Source organism: Pleurocapsa sp. PCC 7319, from assembly GCF_000332195.1.
Taxonomy (GTDB): domain Bacteria; phylum Cyanobacteriota; class Cyanobacteriia; order Cyanobacteriales; family Xenococcaceae; genus Waterburya.
Genome location: NZ_KB235922.1, coordinates 5603778 through 5625682 on the forward strand (window position 1 = coordinate 5603778; position 21905 = coordinate 5625682).

A 21905-nucleotide genomic window follows, 5' to 3' on the forward strand; every position below is an offset into this window, starting at 1 on the left:
ATAGCAGTTATGGTAATTGCACAATATTAACTTAGTCCTCATCGCACACTTAATCTCAATGACCACAGATAGCCAATCTCAAATATCTTTACTTGCTCATCTACGCCATGAACTGCGTACGCCGATCAATGCCATTATTGGCTATAGTGAAATGATCCTCGAAGAACTGGAAGAGACAGAGCATCAAGTAGAGTATTTAAATGAGCTGGAGCAAATCCGAGAATGTGGTGTTCAATTACTGGCTTCAATTAATACTTTTTTAAATCCGCCAGCACTACCTCATAGTCAGCTAAATCTGTCAAAAATTCTGGCTAATCCAGACTTAAAAGTCAAATTGCAACAACCAACTAAAGTAGTGATTAATCACTGTCAGGAGCTAATTCCGCTGATTGAGGCAGATTTTATTACCGATTTAAACAAGATTAACACTGCTGCGAATAAGCTTCTACAAGAAATTGATGATTTACTGGAAATTTCACCTCAGTCAGAAAATAGTATTTCTCTCGATAGTTTTCCCAAGGGAACCACAACTCAATCATCAGAAATCGACATCATCATTGATACAGGCAGTCTTATAGCTGCGAACCTTGACCAATCTCTAGAAACTAGTGACTATACTATTTTGATCGTAGATGATAACCCTACCAATCGGGATTTACTTTATCGTCAGGTTGAAGCACAAGGTTATCAAGCCGTCACAGCAGCAAATGGCAGACAAGCCATAGAAATGATTCAAACCGGAAATTATGATCTAATCCTGTTGGATATCATTATGCCAGAAATTAATGGTTATCAAGTCTTAAAGTGGATTCGTTCTGGCTCTTGGCGACATATTCCCACGATCATGATCTCGGCTCTCGATGAAATTGATAGTGTGGTTAAGTGTATCGAACTGGGAGCAGCAGATTACTTAGCTAAACCCTTCAACCCGACATTGTTAAAAGCTAGATTGGGAGCTTGTTTAGAACAAAAAAGGCTCAGAGATCAAGAATCATCTTATTTGGAACAGCTTGCTATTGCCAATGAGGAGATCAGTCAGCTTAATAATGGTTTACAAGCCGAAAATATGCGCCTCAGTACAGAGTTAGAGATTACTCAGCGTCTACAGATGATGCTGTTGCCCAAAGAAAAAGAGCTAAGTGAAATCGAAGGTCTAGAAATTGCTGGATTTATGGAACCTGCCGATGAAGTTGGGGGCGATTACTACGATGTTTTGCAGCACCATGGGCGGATAACTATCGGTATAGGAGATGTAACAGGTCATGGTTTAGAAAGTGGTGTCTTGATGCTAATGGTACAGACCGCCGTTCGTACTCTCATGGAGAACAATGAGACCGATCCTAAAAAGTTTTTTGAGGTACTTAATCGTACCATTTACAAGAACGTTCAACGCATGGATTCGGATAAAAACCTTTCTCTATGTTTAGTTGATTATCACGAAGGTGTTCTTAGTTTAAGTGGTCAACATGAAGAAATGGTTGTGGTTCGTTCTGGGGGAACAATAGAAAGAGTAGACACAATTGATTTAGGATTTCCGATTGGGTTAGAAGAAACTATCGAAGATTTTGTCTTTCAAGCACAAATTCATTTAAATCAAGATGACGTAGTCATCCTCTATACCGATGGGATTACAGAAGCAGAAAACCATCTGGGTGAACATTATGGACTAGAGCAATTATGCCGCATTGTGCAACAAAACTGGCAGCAGTCAGCCCAGAATATTCGACTTGCAGTTATTCAAGATTTGCGATCGCATATTGGTGTAGAAAAAGTATACGACGACATTACATTGGTAGTACTAAAACAAAAATAGTATTGAGCCAAAACTAAAAATTAGATTGAATCCATACACTAAGCATTTATATGAATACTAGTAAAATCGCTGTTAATCAAATATTAGGCGACTTTATTCAAAATTTACCTCCGAGCCAAGAATATTTAATACTGAGTTTTTCTCCTGGCTCAATTCCCCTACGAAAAAGATGGCGCAATAATTGTTTATCGGCAGATTTTTTGGCTGATTATCTGAGTACCTTTTTTCTGAGTGATGACCTTCAGCAAGCAGATGCGGGAAAGCAGGCAGAGGTTAAAAGTGCGGTCAGCTACATTGCTAATGAGCTATTGGAAAATGCGATGAAATATGGCGTGGAGATGTCTCCCTTTCCAATTAGTATTCAAATTCACTTAAATCCCGACCTAATTATTTTTCAGCTAACAAACAGTATTCATCCCCAGCGAACAAAAGAGTTTCAGGCTCAGATAGAAACTTTACTTAATTCAGATCCCGGAGAATTATATATTTCTCAGCTGGAAAAAAATGCTTTAGATGAGGAGGATCAAGAATCTGGTTTGGGATTATTAACTATGCTTTATGATTATGGGGCCAAACTAGGTTGGAAATTTGAATCTTTTCCTCAAAATTCTACGGAAATAGCGGTGACGACAATGGTTCAACTAGCAATTTAACTCTTATTCTTTTAGGGGCTAAATAATTTTGGATAAATAATCTTTTCAAGGCTAAGATAACTTATGAATGATTACTTTTTTCTTGATGTCTGTAATCTGAAGTCATAAATGAATGATTGAGTTGATTAGTCCGAATATTTGTTTTTTAGAATGAAAATGGAAATAAAAACTGAAAACTACAACGTCATATATGATGAGACATCTCACAATATTGTTTTTGATGGTTCTCTGCGTTTAAACGGAACTGCCGAATATGCTTCTATTTCTGAATTATTGAATCATGTTGCTCAACAAGAACCTGAGAAAATTGTTTTAGATCTTAAGGAATTGAGCTTTCTCAATAGTTCTGGAATCAGTATTCTCTCAAAGTTTGTGATTAATGTTCGCAAGCGCAAAAATATCCAGATGGTAGTAATTGGAGCGCAGAAAAATCCTTGGCAAGGAAAATCTCTGAAGAATTTGCAGAGGTTAATGCCTTCTTTAAAGCTAGAGTTAGAGTAGTAGTCTGCCAATTTTGAAATGATTGATGGTAAAAAAGTTCGGAATTCGGAATTCGGAATTATAGGTTATAGGTTATAGGTTTATTCGGAGTCAAAAGATTTACCCTTCAATTCAAACTTGTTAGAGTAGTAGTCAGATAGTTACTTGACTGGAACAAAATCATAACCAAAGGGAGAACGATTTCCCGGTTTCACTGTAACTAGTTGTACCGACTGACTGCGATCGCCTGAAGCCAAAAATTTAACCGTGCCGGATGCACCTTCGAAAGAAAAGTTGGCATCAGATAAAGTCTGTTGTATACCCTGACGAGTAGGATCATTAGTAATTCCCGCAATCAAGGATTTTGTAGCATCATAAGCCATTGCTGTACGCCAGTTAACATCTCCTCCCCAAAGACGACGTGCTGCGGTAGGAAAATTAGAGCTAGTATTTCCTAAGATATGCCAAGGTACACTCAACACCAAATCCACAGCATTCTGACCCACCACCTGTAATGTCTGGGGTTTATACATACTATCTCCACCTAACATAGGCAACTGACGATTATTAACTTGCATCAGCAAATAAGCCTTATTTGCAGTTGTTGAGTCATTCAAGAAAATTAAGGCTTCTGCACCTTGACTACGTGCTTTCTGAATTATATCGGCAGGATTAAAATTACTTTGAGATAAGTCGACTTCCGTGGCGATTAATCCTCCATTACTCAAAATGTCAGTGGTAAAGGTATTTTTAAGGGAATTACTATAATCGCTTTGGGAATTATAAATCACCGCAGCTTGACGCTGATTAAGTTTTTCCAAAAAATATTTTGCCAAAACACTACTAGTAAAGCGATCGCTTGGAACAGTACGAAAGATATAGTTTCCCGCGTCAGACAGAGAGATAGAAGTGCTAGTGGCAGAAATAGCAACCAAGCCATTTTCTTGATAAATAGGTGCTGTAGCTAAAGTCACACCACTAGAAAAATGTCCAACAACACCTAAAATATCCCGATGAGCAACTAACTTATGAGCGATTTTTTTGGCAACTTCAGGATTATTATTATCATCAGCTAAAAAAACTTTGAGAGGTTCACCGTTAATCCCTCCTTGCTGATTGATTTCATTCTGAGCTTGAGCAACACCTCTAAGTATTTCCTGAGCTGTTGTCATCTCGGTGCCAATTGGTACAGGGACAGCAATACTATGGGATCTAACATCTCCAATACGAGCATTATTCAAATAAATGAGAGCTTCAGGATCGTTAGGTTGTTTGCTTAAAGATTTTTCCAGTAGCAATACTGCTTCAGGCTCATTACCCTGGGCGAGTGCCTTGGTAGCAAGTTGTTTTTCGGGAGTAATATTTTGACTAATTAAAATGTTGTTTCCCGTACTAATTTGTTCTGGCGTTAAATTGGTTGATGTTTTAGCAGTGTTATCTAAATTAGAAGTAGATGAATTCAAGGAATTATTTGTCTTGGTAGTCAACCACCATAAACCACCTGCTATTGCACCTATAGTTATCAGTAACGACAATAACAATACTGTGGTTTCTCTTTTCTGGTTCATCTTTTTTTAAGCTAATTTTGATAACTTTGTACGATCCTACTAATCCACTTTAGCCTTGACAAATTCAAGTTTTCTAATTCACTTATGATTGTATCTCAGGGAGAATTGTTATATTAGATACAGTTTTGGTATGTATATTTAGCCCAAGTAATTGAGCCTAAGTAAAAATATTCACTAAAAACAAATCTATTGTTTTTTTTTACTAAGTTATGAAAACTATTATTTACAATTTATATTTGACGATTCTTAAACCTACTTTGGGAGGTATCGCTGTTCTGATACTAGTGTCTGGCTGTGGTGCGAATGAAAACCTAAAGTCATCAACTTCTGAAGTAGAAGAAGGGGTTGATATTAATAAAGACCCTTTATCAGCTATTCAAAAAGTAGTTAAGTTAGGTGAAAACGCTAGTAATATTCAGCAAGAAATAGCCAACAAAGAACCTGTAGAACCAATTACTTTTAAAGAACTACTTAAGTATTTACCTCAAGCACCAAAAGGTTGGCAAGCAGATAAACCCAAAGGGGAAACAAATTCTTTTGGTAACTATAGTATTACCCAAGTTAATCAAAGATATTCTCGAGGGGATAAAAAAATGACCGTTAGTATATTTGATTGGGCTTTTAATTCTGCTTTGTACGTACCTTTTTTATTAACTACAGAATTTAGTCAAGAATCAACTGAAGGCTATAATAAGGGGATTAAAATAGGTAATATTCCAGGAAGAGAAGAATATTCTTACTCTAGTAAGCAAGGAACTTTAAACTTGCTAGTTAACAACCGATTTTTTGTGCAAATTGAGGGCAATAATATTGAAGACAGTGAATTGCAAGAATGGTGGCAACTATTTGATCAAAAGTCTTTAACTAAAATTAGTAAAAAGCAATCTTAGTATTATCAATATTTACTTTCTTTTTTTTCATATTTAGCTAATAAATTAGTAGCAATTTCATACCAGATTTGGCGATAGCTTCGATGTTTATTTTTGTCGGTTAGCTGTACACCTTCTAATTCTGGATATTGCTGGTGAAAAATAGTGTCTACTTGTCTATAAAAAGCTCCAGCATCAAGGTTTAAAGCTTGAATTTGCTGGTATATTTCCTGTTGTAATGTTTGTTCACTTTGACTAAGAGAAGTATTGGATACGCTAGTATCGGAGTTAGAATTACCATCCTGAGGAATTTTGGTTTTGATCACCGCAAAACTAATTAAACCAGGAATAAAAATTACTCCCGCAGTAATTAATCCCCAATGCCAGGTCTTAATTTTTTTCAGCTCTTCCCGAGTGGGAATATGAGTAACCTGGTGGGTAATAGTCATAGCTTTAGTAGATATACGGGAAATATGGCTATGGATTTGAGAGGCAAAACTAGTAGGAGATGTCGTGTTTTCTAGGTTCCCTGGTGCAACTATTAAAGTACGTACACGAGAGATAAAACTATTAACCCGAGAATTGTTTTCTTTACTCAACTGCTGGTGAACTTTGTCCGCCGATTGATAGCGATCGCAAGGTCGATAAGCCAGCATTTTATTTAAGATTTTTTTGAGTGAAGAACTGACTTTAAGCTCTGATTCCCAGTTCCATTTCCCTTGATGACTGTCGTATAAATCCTCGGGCTGTTTGCCAGTTAACAAAACTACTGCCGTAGCTGCTAATGAATACAGATCGCTACAGGGAAAAGCTTGACCACGACGTAGTTGTTCATCTGGAGAGTAACCTTTTTTGCCAATCAAAGTAAGCGACTGTCCGGTTGATTTTGACACAGCGTTAGCGGCTAACTTGACACAGCCAAAATCAATTAACACAGTTTTGCCGTCTACTTCCCGACGAATTAAATTATCGGGGGAGATATCACGATGAATTAACTGAGAGTCATGAATATAATCTAATACAGGAAGAATATCCCACATCATATTCGTAACTTCAGTTTCAGTTAATTGACCCTTTCGTTTAAGTAATTCCCAATAACTTTCCCCTTCAATATATTCTTGAACCAGAAACAGCGATCGCTTTCCATCAACCCGAGTTTGTAAGAGAGCCTCAAATTTAGGAATTTGTTTATGCTGAAGTTTATAGAGAATTCCTGCTTCCCGTTCAAATAAATCTTCTGCTTGGCGTAATTCGCGATCGCTTTCTACTTGGGGAGCAAATTCCTTGAGGACACATAATTCTCGGTAACGATGTGTATCTTCAGCTAAATAAGCTCTGCCAAAGCCTCCTCTACCAACCTGTTTGACAATTCGGTAACGGTTATTGAGGATGATTCCATCGCGCAAAGTAGCCGAAGTTCTAGACATACCTAGCTCTTATACTTCCAGAAAATAAGCATATTGTAGCAACGGTTTTAAATAATCAACAACGAAGAATAAGTTTAAGGATATAAATACAATTTACTTTAATTACGTATAATCTTTGAGATGGTAAAAATCAGTGAACTTCTCACTACTTTATTTATGGCAAACGTCAGTCTACAAGGAATTACTCGTCAATTTGGCAATGTTACGGCAATTGAAGATATTACCTTTGAAGTTCCTGATCATGCTTTTTGGGTATTAGTAGGTCCCTCAGGTTGTGGTAAATCAACAATTTTGAGGACAATCGCTGGCTTAGAATCAATTACCAAAGGCAAACTTTATATTGGCGAGCAATTAGTTAATAATATACCTGCACGACAGCGAGATGTGGCGATGGTATTTCAGAATTATGCTCTCTATCCCCACATGACCGTAGCTGAAAACCTCGCTTTCGGCTTAAAAATGCGTCGAGAATCCCCTCAAGCGATCGCCACAAGAATTCAGACAGTAGCCCGCTCTCTAGATATTGAACATTTATTGAAACGCAAGCCCAAACAGCTATCTGGGGGACAACAGCAGCGAGTAGCCTTGGGACGAGCGATCGCCCGTCAACCTCAAGTATTTTTACTAGATGAACCTTTATCCAATCTAGATGTTCAACTACGGGACGACACCAGAGCCGAACTAAAGCAGTTACACCAAAACATTGGTATTACAACAATTTACGTTACCCACAATCAAGTAGAAGCGATGACTTTAGCAGATCAGGTGGTGGTACTAAAAGATGGCAAAATACAGCAAATAGGCAGTCCTCAAACTGTATACGCTCATCCTGCCAATAGAATGGTGGCTAGTTTTTTAGGCAATCCACCGATGAATATCTTGCCTGTAATCTACGATAGTGATTGTTTAATCATTGGTCATCAGCAATCTATATCCTTAAAGTCTGCTCTTAGGCAGCAAATAAACCCTTCCCAGGGACAACGATTTGACCTTGGCATTCGTCCCGAACATATCACTCTAAATCATTCTGAGTTAACTAGTAATGACCAAGACTCGCTGAAATTGGAAGTAAATGTTGTGGAGCCGTTAGGCAGAGAAACTTTAATTAAAGCAATGATTCCAGAAACTAATTTAGAACTTAATTTGCTAGCAGATGCTAACTGGCAGGGCAAACAAGGCGATCGCATCTCCGTAAAATTCGATTTAGAACAACTATTTATCTTTGAGCCGAATAGTGGCCTCTTAATTAACAATTAACAATTTTCTCTATGTCTTCCAAAAACCATCTTGATTTAGCCTTCACCCCAGCACTAGAACAAGCAAAATTAATTCGCGATCGCCAAATTACTCCCTTAGAGTTGACTCAATTATATTTATCGCGAATCGAAAAATATGATTCTCAGTTGGGTTGTTTTTATCATGTCGCCCATGAAAGTGCGATCGCCGATGCTCAACAAAAAACTGAGCAGCTAGCTCAAACGTCAGACACTAGGAAGCTGCCGCCATTTTTTGGTGTACCCATCGGGATTAAAGATCTTAAATCTGTCGCTGATATGCCAATATCCTATGGTGTACCAGCACTCAAAGAGCAAATTGCCACTTTTGATGAAGGAGTAGTAACTAAAATAAAGCAGGCAGGGTTTATTATTTTGGGTAAGACGGCAGCTGCTCAACTAGGTTCTTTCCCCTATACAGAACCAGAGGGTTTTGCACCGACTCGTAATCCTTGGAATCGAGACTATACACCTGGTGGCTCTAGTGGTGGTTCTTCTGCTGCGGTTGCTGCTGGCTTATGTCCTATTGCTCTGGGAGGAGATGGCGGTGGCTCAATTAGAGGTCCTGCAGCTTGTTGCAATTTGGTAGGAATTAAACCAAGTCGGGGCAGAATTTCCATGGCTCCTGTAGGCGATCGCATAAGTGGACTAGGAACTCATGGTGTTTTAGCTCGTACTGTCGCCGATGCTGCGGCGTTTTTAGATGTTACTGCTGGCTACATAACAGGCGATCCTTATTGGCTACCTAATCCAGAAATTCCTTTTGTTGAGGCTACTCAACAGACATTGCCCCCTTTAAAGATTGGCTTTATTACTTCTTTATTACCTCTGGGTAAACCTACACCAGAATATCAACAAAGTGTAGCTACTATAGTCAAACAATTGGAAGCTTTAAGCCATACAATTATTCCTCAGGAAATCGATCTAACTTCTTTAATTAAACCTTTTACTACCGTTTGGGCGACAGCAGTTGCCTCTTCAGGAATTCCTTTAGAGGCATTAAGCCCGATGAATCAGTGGGTAAATACTCAATCTGGTACTGCTGGAGAATATCTACAAGCGGTGACTCAAATGCAATTATTTGCCAGGCGGTTAGTGAGTTTGTTTACTCAACTTGATGTCTTAGTCGCACCAACCTATATGCACCCAGCCATCAAGATTGGTGAGTGGGCAGATTTAAGCCCAGAAGATACTTTTCAAAATATTGTTAATTGGATTTTTCCTTGTCCACCCTTTAACGTTACAGGTCAACCTGTGGTAAACATTCCTGCGGGATTTGATAATAATAATGTCCCTTTGGGAGTACAACTAGTTGGCAAACCCAACGACGAGGCAACAATCATTAGTTTGGCATTTCAACTAGAACAAGCTCAACCTTGGAGTCTAATGCGTCCAGAGAAATTTGCTTAAAGTATTTTAGGTGATGGCTAATGGCTAATGGCTAATGGCTAATGGCTAATGGCTAATGGCTAATGGCTAATGGCTAATGGCTAATGGCTAATGGCTAATGGCTAATGGCTAATGGCTAATGGCTAATGGCTAATGGCTAATGGCTAATGGCTAATGGCTAATGGCTAATGGCTAATGGCTAATGGCTAATGGCTAATGGCTAATGGCTAATGGCTAATGGCTAATGGCTAATGGCTAATGGCTAATGGCTAATGGCTAATGGCTAATGGCTAATGGCTAATGGCTAATGGCTAATGGCTAATGGCTAATGGCTAATGGCTAATGGCTAATGGCTAATGGCTAATGGCTAATGGCTAATGCTTAATAGCTAATGGCTAATGGCTAATGGCTAATGGCTAATGGCTAATGGCTAATGGCTAATGGCTAATGGCTAATGGCTAATGGCTAATGGCTAATGCTTAATAGCTAATGGCTAATGGCTAATGGCTAATGGCTAATGGCTAATGGCTAATGCTTAATGGCTAGTATAATATTTGCTAGAATTTGGACATCCTTGGCAGGGAGCTATGGGAATCTAAAAAACTGTTATTCCTATAGCTTTAGTTTTAAATCAAACCGTTCATCTAAATTTCGAACTCCGAACTAAGAATTCCGAATTCAAGTTTACTGAACTTGAACTCGAAAACGAATATACCCATAAGAGTCCGATGGTGTTCCCGAACCAGTGGCAGATGGTAGAGGATTATCCAGTTCTACCACTACCGCCCCAGTATTATTATTACTATCTACTGAAACTAGGTTGCCTGTACTAGAGTCTATTTTTTGGCAGAATGTTGGTGGCTCGGTATTGGGACTGTAAAATTGCCCTTGATCGTCATTAGCAATATTGGATAAGTCTTCAGTCGTGCCATCGAAAAATAAACTAATACCTATATCATTACCAAAATTATTTTCGACAAAGCTCATATTGTCTGGAACTACATCACAAATTTTGACATTACTAACTTCTCCAGTGCCGTTAGATAAAAAATAAATTGTATATTCTACTTCGTCACCTGGTTGCGCATCGGAAACGTTGATTTGTCCTTGCAAAAAGTTGTTCTCCCAATTAGGGTTGTCATCCTCACTATCAGGATCGCCGTCATCAACTACAGTAGTGAAATCGATGCTATTGGGGTTGGGCACAAGGTTAGTAATACGTTTGACGAGGATTAAATTAGGGTTGCCATTGTTGTTAGTACCAACACTAGTGGTTCTTTCAGTTGAATTAATTATCGACGTATCACTGTCAATAGTTTCCAAGAAGTTAGCGCAACGAACACTAGCACTATCAGGATCACTTTCATCAATAGTCGTTTTTTCCCAACAAGCACTGGTATTACCATCAATACCATTAGGAGTCAGACTTATAGACTGTCCAGTAATAGAAGTGCTACCGCGTTTATCTAATTTATCTTCATAGGTATTATCCCACTGACTCCATAAACCGGGTTCCGAATCAGGTCTAGCATTAATTGCTGTACTACTGCTGGTGTTTCGACCATAAGCGATATAATCGATCAGCTCTGTGTTGGCATCATAAAGCCAAACATCGTCTCCATTATTGTTAAGTTTAGGATCTACATTTAACCAAGCTTGAAAAGTAGCTCCAGTAGCATTATTTACTGAATTGCTTTGACTACCAATCCAAACAACCGCATATTGCCCTGGTTCGAGACTCAAATTACCAGATTCAGTAATACCATTGCCAAAAGTATAGAATTTATCGCTACCAGCAAAATTTTCATCGTCTGCATTAGGATTTCCTGTGGCTAATAAATTTCCATCAAAGAGTTTTAAGCCACTAAGATTGATCGTTCCATTTGAAGCATTAAACAGTTCGATAAATTCATCGTTGCCACTCGCCCCATTTCTTGTCTGAGCATATAGGACTTCGTTGATAATTAAATTTCCTGCTAATGGGGAAACGGGAAAAGGATTGACTATCAGATCGTCATCAAGGTTTTCGGCATTGATATTATTTTCGTTACTTATGTTGCTGCTATCATTCGTGTAAGTAGTAGTAGAGGCAACATCTCGGTTTGAAGTTACTTTTACGATAATCTGGCAATTAGTCTCGCCTGAAGCTAATGAACCTCCGGTTAAGGTAATTCCCGTATCATCGATATCATCATTTATGTCAATTGTTGTCCCTGAAGAGTTCGTAAGAGTACCATTGCAAGTGTTCTCAATATCATTGTCTGCAATGATGACATTTGTGGGAAATTCGTCGGTAAAGTTAATATCACTTCTCGCGGGATTACCAGCTATGTTAGTTATGTTAAAGGTAAGAGTAGAAACTTCAGTGGGAACGATAGTATCTGGATCGAATACTTTAGTCAAACTACCCAGGGAATCGTAGCCAAAATTTTGATCACTTGTGGTTGAACCACCAGTAACAGATATTCCAGTCAGAGGATTAGTGGTGCCAATGGGATTACCCAAACCGTCATCATTGGGTACGAGAACTTGATAGTTACTACTAGCCGGAATATTGAGAAAGCTATACGCACCATCCGAATTAGCTTGTCGCGAGACGATAACATCATCGTTTGTATCCGCTGTTCCTTGAGTATCGATTAAACGAACTGTTAAACCAGCAGATAATCCTGCTTCCCCTGAATCAAAATTGTCATTACTATTGCTATCGTAATATAGAGTTCCTTCGAGATTACCTACTGAAGGCAAATCACATCCTTCTAGAGCGACATCATCTATGGCGAGATCGTTACCAAATCCACCTAGTTTATTATTGCGAATAACGAAACGAGCAGAAGTTGCAGAACCAGTATTAAATAAGAATGCAAATTGATTCCAAGTAGGCTCTGTTGATTCGGGAATATCACCCGAACTAAAGCGAACTTCGATTTCCTGATCCTCATCTATCGTTCCATCATCATCATCATCAATTCCTGTTAAATCAATACCAAAAGAAACATTGGGATCGATATGACCACTTGGATCATCCTCCACTGTATTTAAAACATACGCTGTAAATGTGTAGTTGGTGTTAGGTGTTAATCCCGATATTACACTGCTTTGAATCATTTCTGTATCTACAATCTGATTGTTGGCATTAATAACCAAAAAACGATCAGTGGCAGTACCTGTAGTGTGTCCAGAAAAAGGATGCCAACTACCAAATCCTTCAACAGTAGTCTGAGTTGAAACAGTATATTCTCCATCCTGAGGAGGATAATCGGGATCATAAATATATGTAGTCAAATTAGATGGTGATAATTCAAAAGTTTGATCTGCCGCAGTTCCTTCCCCAAAAGTTCCGCCGTCTGCCTCTGTAAACAAGTTTGCCGTGTTTATTGTACCGCCAATACTTTCGCAATAAGATTCTACGTGCTCAGCAGAAACAGATTTGGCTTTAACCGAAGTTAAAAATAAAGTAATAGTTCCAATCAAAAAAGCCAGTAAATAATTGGTGGAATTTTTGTCTAAAACCATAGTCTATTATTCCTGCAAAATTACTGTACTAGCTATAAATCATCATTCTGCTCCTCAAAAATGATGTTTGCTTTTATTTTGATGTTCGTTATCAGCAAATTTATCTCTATCTGTCAAAAATCACCTCAGAAAAATGACTTAAAAATTCTTTAACTGGAATTGCAGAAAAATTATTTCTCACTGAACTTGCACCCGAAAACGAATAAATCCATAATAACTAAAGGGATTTTCAGGTTCATTAGCTGTTGGCAAAGAACTTCCTAAATCGACAACAACCGCACCGTTAATATTATTAGCTCCATTAACATCAATTAAACTGGGAGGATTACCAGAATCGACTTTTTTGCATAAGCCATTTGGAGGATTAGTACCTGCTTCATAGAAATTGCCTTGATCATCTCCAACCAAATTGGAGAAAGTTTGATTGGGAGTAGTCGGTAAATTTGTCTCATCTAAGGCTAATGCGATACCAAACTCGAAATCATAGCTATTTTGTACAAAAGTTGTATTGTCTGGGATAACGTCACAAATACTGACGTTTTCTGCATCACCATCACCATTAGAGAGAAAGTAAATAGTATATTCAACTTCATCTCCAGGTTTTACTTGTCCACCATTGATTGCACCGCGCAAATAGGTATTTACATTATTAGGAGTATCATCAGAATCTGGCCAATTAGGATCGTTGTCATCTGCGCTAGAATCATCAACAAAATCATTAAATTGAATCTCATCTGGCTGTCCAGGGTTAATCGCTGTAATTCTCTTGACAAGCAATAAATTAGGAGTAGTAGCTTGAGGTGTATCAGTAATCTCGATAATTACCTGGCTGGTGGCAATGGTAATATCACCATAAACATAGGTATCGATAAATCTATTATTACCAAACCCTCCAGCCGTAAAATTTCCCCAAGTATGTTTGCCTTGAGGCGTAGAAGATAAAGCTCCATTAGGCAGAGTAGTGGTACCAGCCAACAGAGTCGAATCATCCCAAAAGACCAAAGTATCAGAACTTGAAATATTTGAGAAAGCCTCAAAAATTGTTAAGCCATTATTTGTTCCGCCACCACTAGTTTCTACATCCGCGGCTATGAAGTGATATTCTCCCAGTCTCACTTGAAGTTGAGCGTCATAAGTTCCTTCGGGTAGCACTTGTCCCTGATTATCTCTTCCATCCCAAAAAACAGAATTAGCTCCAGGAGTTGCTAGACCCAATAATTGAGTATCTCCAACTCCATAAATTCCATCTTGATTGGTATCAATGGTGATAGCATAAGTTCCGTCAATATCTGTAGTAAACTGAAATGTACCTGAATCTTGAACTCCAGTAGTTCCCCCAGGAGAAATAGAGTTATCTATGCCTTGATCATCAATAAAGCTAAAGCCCGCAACATTGGGGGGGATTGTTGGACGTGGTCCTGTAATTACTGGATAGCTCAGATAAATGGGATATTCTGGAGTTATATTATTCCCTCCTGTAGGGGTACTTAGTCCAGAATTAGGCGCGTCAACTCCTATAGGATTAGCTACTATTTCGTAGACAAAACCAGCAAAATTATTCAAATCTAATAGCCAAACGAAGTTTTCTCCTTGTCTCCCACCAGGCACCAGAGTATAGTAGTTAGTATCCGCCGATTCATCGAGACCATAACCATTAGCATTAAAAGCCCAACTTTCAGCGTAAAGTCTACCTTGTGCTTCAGTTGGGTCAGGGTTGGTAACATCATCTGAGGTTACGGTAATATCGAAGCGATTAATAAAAGTTCCACTTCTATTGAATAAGCGAATTTCATATGTATCATCAGCAGTAGTAACGTAACGAAATGGATTATTTAATGGTGCATTTAAAGGGTCGCTACAGGAAAGATTAGACGCAACTATACCAGTATCAAATACCTCGAACCCTAAAGAATTATAAATTTCTACTTGAACTGGATCAGTATCAGAATCTCCACAGAGTGATATATTAATTACTTCTCCAGCCTGCACAATATCTACGTATTGAGGTCGATTAATCGGTAAAATTAGAGTGCTACTGCCATTGTATTCATACATTGGTTGGTTCAAACCAATTTGAAATGAACCTTCCCCGTATGCAGGTAACGAGGATAATAAAGTAGCTAGAACTGTTAAACTAATTGATAACCAGCAAGATGGCAACTTTCGGATCAAATCAAGTTTTTGTGGATTCAATTCTAGTTTAGATATCGTTTTCATCTTATATTTCAACTTATCTTGATATCGTTCGTTCAATTTGTAAATCTCTATCTTGTTCTTCAAAAATGATGTCTACGCCACGCAGATCGTGGAAAATGATTTCTACTCGACGGTTATAGGCGTGGTCGAGAGTAGTATTCCTTGGTTTTTTCAACTGAGATTCACCTAAAGGAAGAATAGTCATTCTTTCTGCTTGAACTCCTTGCTGTAAAAGATAGTCTCGACTGGCGATCGCCCTGCGGCGACTCAAAGCCAAGTTGTATTGGTTGCTGGCACGGGAATCGGTATGTCCTTGTAATTCAATAGTGAGGACGGGATATTCTTTTAATGCAGCAGCAACCAGATCTAACACCGCGGCACTAGCAGGAGAAATCGTAGACTTATCTAAGGCAAAATGAATATTGTTCGGTACAGATAACTTGACAGCCTGAGGAACGTCAAGTTTGACAGGTGGCTCACTTATCTCGGCAACAGGTTTAGTCGTACATTGAGGTATGGTTAAGGTTCGCTCAATGGTTGGTGTCGAGCCATCTAAAGAACGAATGACGGCATTATGAGCTGGTTCTGATGTACCATAATCTGATTTAGTCGCGATCGCACTAATAATAGTGCCTGGCGCAAGATTATCCAGAGTAAAGCCAAATCTGCCATTTTTATCGGCGATCGTTTCGGTTAAGGGTTCACTTAAGGGACCATAATTTTTACTCTGGCTAGCGAGAGGACTTCGCTTCTTAATATCTTTGGGAATACCTAAATTAACTCGATAAAGAGTTACTTTAGAACCAGGATCGGCAATACCATCAATATTTACTTTGCCATCAATTAGAAAAAAGTCTTGACTCAAAAAGAGAGGTGCATTGATAGCCCTATTTGCAGTATCCCGCTTACGATTGCGAGAATTACGAGGTGGGTTAACGCCATCGCCTAATTTAAAAAATGGATTTCTAACTCGATCTCGGGTATTAAGGTCAATACTCAAACCTTCTAAATTAGAAAAAGAATTATTAGTAATTAAATTGCGATCGCTTTGAGGGTAAGCAGCAATGGTTACACCCGTTCCTGTTTGCCAACTAATTTTATTATTGGTTACTTGATGCTCGTTACCAATGAGATAAACTGCTGCACTGGGGACTCTGCGACCATTAAATTTAATTGTGTTGTTATTGATAGTAATTTGACCTCTCGGTTTAAATAGATAAACACCGCTGCCATCGTTACCACAAATCAAGTTATCAGCAATCAAACTATCTTTAATTAATCCCTCTAAATAGATGGCATGAGGCATCCCTCTCAAGCCATTACCGACAATAATATTTTCGATAATTTGAGTTTTTTGAGCATTAACGGAAGTAAGGATGCCGCTACCGCCATGATGGTAGATACGGTTACGCTGAATTGTGGTATTTACCCCATCAAATACCCACACACCAAAGCTGGAGGGGATTTTATTGAGACTTTCATCGGGAGGCAACCCTAGCCAGTTATCAATAATCTCTACATCTTGGGGAGAATGGTCGGGAACATAAGGTAATAGATCAGATTGAATGGGCAAACGAGAACCAACTACAATGTCTGCCCCTGGAGTAGTATCGGTACGACTACTGGGCTGACTAAAACCATAGATACTTAAGCCTTTTACTTTTATGCGATCGCCTGCAATTGTTAGACCACGAAAAACATTTTTGCCTTCTGCTGCTGTTAGAGTAACTACGGGAATCGGAATCGGAATCTCTACTGTAGCGTTGTAATTGGGGTCGTAATCAGGGTGAGTACTACCATCAATAACCAATCCAGGACTGAATAGTGGTGGTAAAGTCTCTAATAGTTCGATTTTGACCGGTGCAGGTAAATCGAATTCAATACGAGATGCCTCTGGCTGATTGATAGCAGTGACTTGTTTTTGTTCTGCGGGACTTAATTCTGACCAGGATAAAGTGTTATTGACAATCGCAATAGCTTCTCTGAGGGTTAATTCTCGATCAGCCTCAATCTCGCCATCGCGATCGCTATTCACCAAGACTCTATAAGATTGAAACTCAGATTGAGCTTGGGCGTTCTCTGCCTTAAAAGCAATTACACCACTTATAGTTAAAGCAGTTAACAGGACTTTGGATATTGAATTTTGTATGTCGCTGTTAATTGTCATTTTGAATAAGTAATGAGTAATAAGTAATGAATAATAGTGTCTAGATTTACTTCTGACTTCTATCTCCTGTCTCCTGTCTTCTGACTCCTGTCTTCTGACTCCTGTCTTCTGACTTCTGAATGTGTTTTCTTTTTCTTGGGCTTTTGTTTTTTTGGAATTGCTTCGGGAACAGACGGAGCGCGATGTTGTCCAAAGCCATCTAGTAGGCTATTTAGTTTGATAGTCATACCTACATAAGGTCCTCCTGCGGAGCGTGTTCCAGTAAAATCATCGTCATCAGCACTACCAAAGACGTAACCCAAGGCAAGTCTTAATTCTGGGGTGACATAATAGCCAGCTTCTAGTAATACTCCTGATTCGGTGTAGTCTGCCGAGGGTTGCCAAATCATTCGACCTTCAGCCACTATATCCATGTGGTAGTTCAGACGATAGGTAGTTCTTAGCTGTCCTAGGGAGATATTACTGCTGCCCACAAAATCATCGGCCAGAAAAGTTTTACTGTGTCGAAATGCATATTTACCGTAAAATTCCCAACGCCAATTAGGGGCATAAATTGCTTCTACACCAAAGAGATGTTCTTGAGAACCTGTTCCTTTACCCAGCAAAATAGTTTCAGGAAGAGTTCCGCCATTTTCTTCGTATTCGTAACGCAATAAAGCATTAAATTTATCTTGTTGAGGATTGCGGTAAGCTAAGCCTAACCTAAGATTTCTCGAAGTTCCGATATCAAATTCTTGGTTAGCTGAACTGGCTTGATTGTAGGTAAACTGGCTAGTTAGTGCAGAGGATAATTTCCCTGTAACATCTGCTGAAAGAACAGTATTGCCTCCACTGGAGTTATCACTGTGTTGCCATCTTGCACTGGCAGTAAAATTAGGATTATCTGTATATTCAATACCGACACCATAAGTAGAGCCAGAACTGAAACCGAGAGATGAAGCTCCTTGCCCTACGGCAAAAGGTTGAGAAAATTGTCTTCCCGAACTGGTGCTATCAAAACCGCTAAAGGTATGCTCATAATCAAAATCCAGGTTTAGACCAGAGGCAATAGTTACTTTTTGCTGTAGACCAATAGAACCAATATTATTGATACTGTCTTCACCATTAGTCAGACTATATCTACCCGTCAGGGTGGCATTTGCCCAGGGTTCATATTCTCCTTGAAGTCCGAGGCTAGTCAATGCCTCTCCTGCTAAATTGCCCCTAGTAAACCATTGATGATTTAAAACGAGGCTTAAACCTGAATAAAATTCCCAATCCAAACCTAAACCGATGCGATCAGAAAATACAGTATCAGTATTGTTGGATAGAGTTAGATCATTAAGAGCATGAAAATTTAATTTATCAATAATTGGCATTGAGAAACGCGATCGCAATTGAGTAGAGGTACTGTCTAAAGCCTCTGGAGATTTACGATCGCTGCGATCGCGCCAAGTGACATCTACTCCTAAATCCCCCTCACCAATCTTTTGCTCAACACCTGCAGTAATTGTAGTCAAACTATTATCTAAAGTATTACCGGGAACGGGAGTAAAGCCACTATCGAGAAATTCTTCTAATTCATCTAGGGGTCGAGGCGCAACTCCCTGGTTATCCTGATGCTCGTAGCTAAACTGTAATTCGGTACTCTCGGAAACTTGCGCTTGGATCTGGCTTCCGTAACGAGTCTGACCAGGAATAAAGCTAAGGGTGGCATTGTTGGCAAAGCCCTCGTCGGCTTCACGATAATAAGCTCTACCGCGAATTTTATTACTAAATTTAACCTCCCCTTCGAGGCGATAGGCAGAACCATCCGCATTAGCAAATATAGTCTGATTATCAGACTGGGCATATTCTGCAATCAGATTGCCCCAATTTCCTAGAGAAACATAACTATCAAAACCCCACAGCTCAAAATCATGATCGCCTCGATGTTCGTTGAGATATGTTGCTCCTAGCCAAATAGGATTTTCCAGGTCACGGTCGAAATGATAGCGTCCTCTACCAGCCAGCAGAGTTGAATCCCTGGCTTCAGACTCAAATTGATAGGTGGCAACAATGCGACGAACTAAAATATCGCCATTGGGAGCAATTTCAGTCCTTAGTAGGGGGTCGTTAAATAATAAAGTTCCCCGATCATAGTTGATTTCGTAGTCTGTACCTAGGCTGAGACGTTGACGACTGACTACATTACCAGGATCGTTGAGAGGAGAGAGTTCAATATATATGTCTTCTGAGCCAGGAACTAGCAAACGACGAGACAGAAAGTAAAAACCAGATGTGCCATCAGGGGAGATCGCATCTCTTTGGAATCCTTCAGTATTGTTGGCATATAAGGCATTAAATTGGAAATTACCCAGATTGTAGTTAGATTTGAATCCATGTAGCTGGCGAGAAATGGCACTAAATTCTTGAGCTTCAGTGTTAAATTCTTCGGTTCGATAATCACCCCACATGAAATAGTCAGGATCGGCAAACTCTACCAGAGGATTACGCTCTAAACGAAAATAAACATTATCAATGGAAGGGGTTGTTACTTCTGTGCTGGAGCTATCTCCTAAAACAGGATAATCTTGTTCCGAATCGGCATAAGTGCGAAACAGACGATTTTCTCCCTCATTATCATCATTGAGAGGGCGATCGCTATTAAATGCTCCTGTATAACTCCATCTCCGAAAGCTACCTGAAATAAAAGCCGCTGAATCTAAATCTATTTCTGCATTATTGTCTTCATCCAAAGGCAAGAAATCACGAAAACTATCATAATAGTCAGTTCCTCTAGCTCCAATACGGATATTGGCAAAACCTGTTAAGAGAGGTTGTTCGCGCAAAGTAGTCTTAAACTTGGTTTGGGTATAACCTTCTAGTCGGTTAGATTTAGCCCGAATTCTGACTGTCTTGGCATTGTAGCTAGCCTGTAGAGCAGCAGTAAATTCGCCTTTTTCTGGTTGTACCTGAAACCCTGGTATGTCTGGTTCCAGATCAGTACCAATAAATTTGCCCCCACTGCTATGGAGAGTGATGATTTCATTCCAGGGGGTAGTAGTACCAAACTGATCGACAAATCGACCTTTGACCGTCGCGATCGCTCTGCCATCCGCAGGAATTTCCGCCTCTACCGTTTCCACTTTGAGAGCTTCTGGTCTACCAGGAACAGTAACTTGAATCGATGTTTCAGAGTAATTAACTCCATCTGTGGTGGATAAAACACTAAGAGTATTAACTCCAGTGGCAAAAATTACCCCGTACCAAGTTTGAGTAACTTCATGGGAGACAGGATTTACTAAGGTACGTCCTACTTGAGCTGAGTCAACCGACTTACCATTTACTTGCAAAATAACTGAGGCAGATTTTGGATACTGAATAATGACACTGCTATGGATCGTATCTAGTACCGAATTAGCAGTTGGGTTGAGAATTTTTACTGATTGTTTTTTTGATTTCCCTTTAGCATTTGGTTGAGGTTTATTCTCATTTAGGGGTTTTGATTCGGGCTGAACAATATCCGCTGAATTGGGAGGGTTATTTGAGGGTTTTGTAATTTCTACTTCAGAATCAGAATCACTGGAATTTTGGGAGTTATCACTAGAAGGTGATGATTCAGAATTTTCCTCTGACCTGGCTAAAGCAGATGTATCCTTCACCATTACCTCCTGGGTAGTTCTGGTCTTGATGCCATCTTTGCTAGCAATTAAACTTAGGGTATTTGCTCCGTTGCGTAAATCTGCTCCTTTCCAAGTTTTAGTAATTAGATTCCGTCTTGAGTCTTGTTGTTGTTGGGTAACTAAAGACTCATCTAGTTCTGCCCCATTAACTTTGAGCTTGACAGATGTGGAGGGAGGATATTGAATCGTCACACTGTCATTATGGTTTTTGTCGAGTATTACTCCAGGTGCAGGAGCAATAATTTGTACTTTTTGTAAAGTCAATCGAGCTGCAATTTCTCTTTTATCTGGAGGGTTAATTATTGGTTTTGATTGGGGTTTTGGTTCTGTGTTTATTTCTGTGGGAGTTGTAATTGCTCTCAGGCGATCGCTTGGTTCAGCAAGGCTCAATTGTTCTGATTCAATATTTGTCCAGGTTTGAGCAACTAACTGTTGTTCTTGATTTAATTCTCCTGGGATATTTATTAATTCGTCTCGCTCCAAAATACTGTCTGAAGACAAATTATTTTCCTGGCTACTAGTGCCTAAACTTAGCTGTTCGCTATCAAGATCTGACCAAGTTTGAGCTATTAACTGCTGTTGCTGAAGATCAAGTGGATCAATTAATAGTTCATCTGACTCAATGAGGGTTTCTGAAGGGAGATTACTTGGCTGTGGGTTACTATTGCCTAAACTTAGCTGTTCGCTATCAAGATTTGACCAAGTTTGAGCAATTAAATACTGTTGCTTAAATAATTTGAGTTGGGAAGTTTTAATTTTTGGTTGCTGTCTGGTAGCAGCATTGCCGATCGCTGTATAAAAAACTGTACTAAAAACGGCAGCCAAAAAAGTAACTAGCTTGAGTGATAAGTTGTTTTTTAGGCTGATTTTGGGTTTCATAGTTTAATCGATTAACAGCGTATTCATAAG

Annotated in this window: 12 protein-coding genes; 6 read left to right on the forward strand and 6 right to left on the reverse strand. The window is 39.2% G+C overall.

Annotated features, from left to right (window positions below; translation table 11 throughout):
• Positions 1-58 precede the first annotated feature (58 nt).
• From PLEUR7319_RS0129485 to PLEUR7319_RS0129495, 3 genes are all read left to right on the forward strand, one after another.
• Positions 59-1813 (forward strand): SpoIIE family protein phosphatase, encoded by a 1755-nt coding sequence (locus PLEUR7319_RS0129485; RefSeq protein WP_019508831.1) that lies wholly within the window; start codon positions 59-61, stop codon positions 1811-1813.
• Between the two features lie 50 nt (positions 1814-1863).
• A complete protein-coding gene (locus PLEUR7319_RS0129490) occupies positions 1864-2466 on the forward strand; it encodes a DUF6272 family protein (protein WP_019508832.1) in 603 nt (200 codons plus the stop codon).
• A 156-nt stretch (positions 2467-2622) separates the two neighbouring features.
• A complete protein-coding gene (locus tag PLEUR7319_RS0129495; RefSeq protein WP_026102865.1) occupies positions 2623-2967 on the forward strand; it encodes an STAS domain-containing protein in 345 nt (114 codons plus the stop codon).
• Between the two features lie 140 nt (positions 2968-3107).
• Here the strand turns inward: PLEUR7319_RS0129495 and PLEUR7319_RS0129500 are convergent, their stop codons facing one another.
• Positions 3108-4514, reverse strand: coding sequence for an ABC transporter substrate-binding protein (locus PLEUR7319_RS0129500; protein WP_019508834.1), 1407 nt, complete (start codon positions 4512-4514; stop codon positions 3108-3110).
• Positions 4515-4723: 209 nt separating this feature from the next.
• Here PLEUR7319_RS0129500 and PLEUR7319_RS0129505 point away from each other — a divergent pair, with 209 nt between their 5' ends.
• Positions 4724-5404, forward strand: coding sequence for a hypothetical protein (locus PLEUR7319_RS0129505; RefSeq protein WP_019508835.1), 681 nt, complete (start codon positions 4724-4726; stop codon positions 5402-5404).
• A 5-nt stretch (positions 5405-5409) separates the two neighbouring features.
• On the opposite strand, the gene PLEUR7319_RS0129510 is transcribed toward PLEUR7319_RS0129505, so the two are convergent.
• On the reverse strand, positions 5410-6810 hold the full coding sequence (locus tag PLEUR7319_RS0129510) for a serine/threonine-protein kinase (RefSeq protein WP_019508836.1): 1401 nt from the start codon (positions 6808-6810) through the stop codon (positions 5410-5412).
• Between the two features lie 156 nt (positions 6811-6966).
• Between PLEUR7319_RS0129510 and PLEUR7319_RS0129515 the strand changes: the two genes are divergently transcribed.
• Together PLEUR7319_RS0129515 and PLEUR7319_RS0129520 are read left to right on the forward strand one after the other, a co-directional pair.
• A complete protein-coding gene (locus PLEUR7319_RS0129515) occupies positions 6967-8067 on the forward strand; it encodes a sn-glycerol-3-phosphate ABC transporter ATP-binding protein UgpC (protein ID WP_019508837.1) in 1101 nt (366 codons plus the stop codon).
• Between the two features lie 11 nt (positions 8068-8078).
• On the forward strand, positions 8079-9494 hold the full coding sequence (locus tag PLEUR7319_RS0129520) for an amidase (protein ID WP_019508838.1): 1416 nt from the start codon (positions 8079-8081) through the stop codon (positions 9492-9494).
• 663 nt (positions 9495-10157) lie between these two features.
• Here PLEUR7319_RS0129520 and PLEUR7319_RS0129525 read toward each other — a convergent pair.
• The 4 genes from PLEUR7319_RS0129525 to PLEUR7319_RS37155 form a co-directional block, all read right to left on the reverse strand.
• On the reverse strand, positions 10158-12989 hold the full coding sequence (locus tag PLEUR7319_RS0129525) for a lamin tail domain-containing protein (protein WP_019508839.1): 2832 nt from the start codon (positions 12987-12989) through the stop codon (positions 10158-10160).
• A gap of 177 nt (positions 12990-13166) precedes the next feature.
• A complete protein-coding gene (locus tag PLEUR7319_RS0129530; RefSeq protein WP_019508840.1) occupies positions 13167-15206 on the reverse strand; it encodes a DUF11 domain-containing protein in 2040 nt (679 codons plus the stop codon).
• 13 nt (positions 15207-15219) lie between these two features.
• Positions 15220-17352, reverse strand: a complete 2133-nt coding sequence (locus PLEUR7319_RS37150) for an OmpA family protein (RefSeq protein WP_019508841.1) — start codon at positions 17350-17352, stop codon at positions 15220-15222.
• Positions 17353-17411: 59 nt separating this feature from the next.
• Positions 17412-21875 (reverse strand): hypothetical protein, encoded by a 4464-nt coding sequence (locus PLEUR7319_RS37155; RefSeq protein ID WP_019508842.1) that lies wholly within the window; start codon positions 21873-21875, stop codon positions 17412-17414.
• Between the last annotated feature and the right edge of the window lie 30 nt (positions 21876-21905).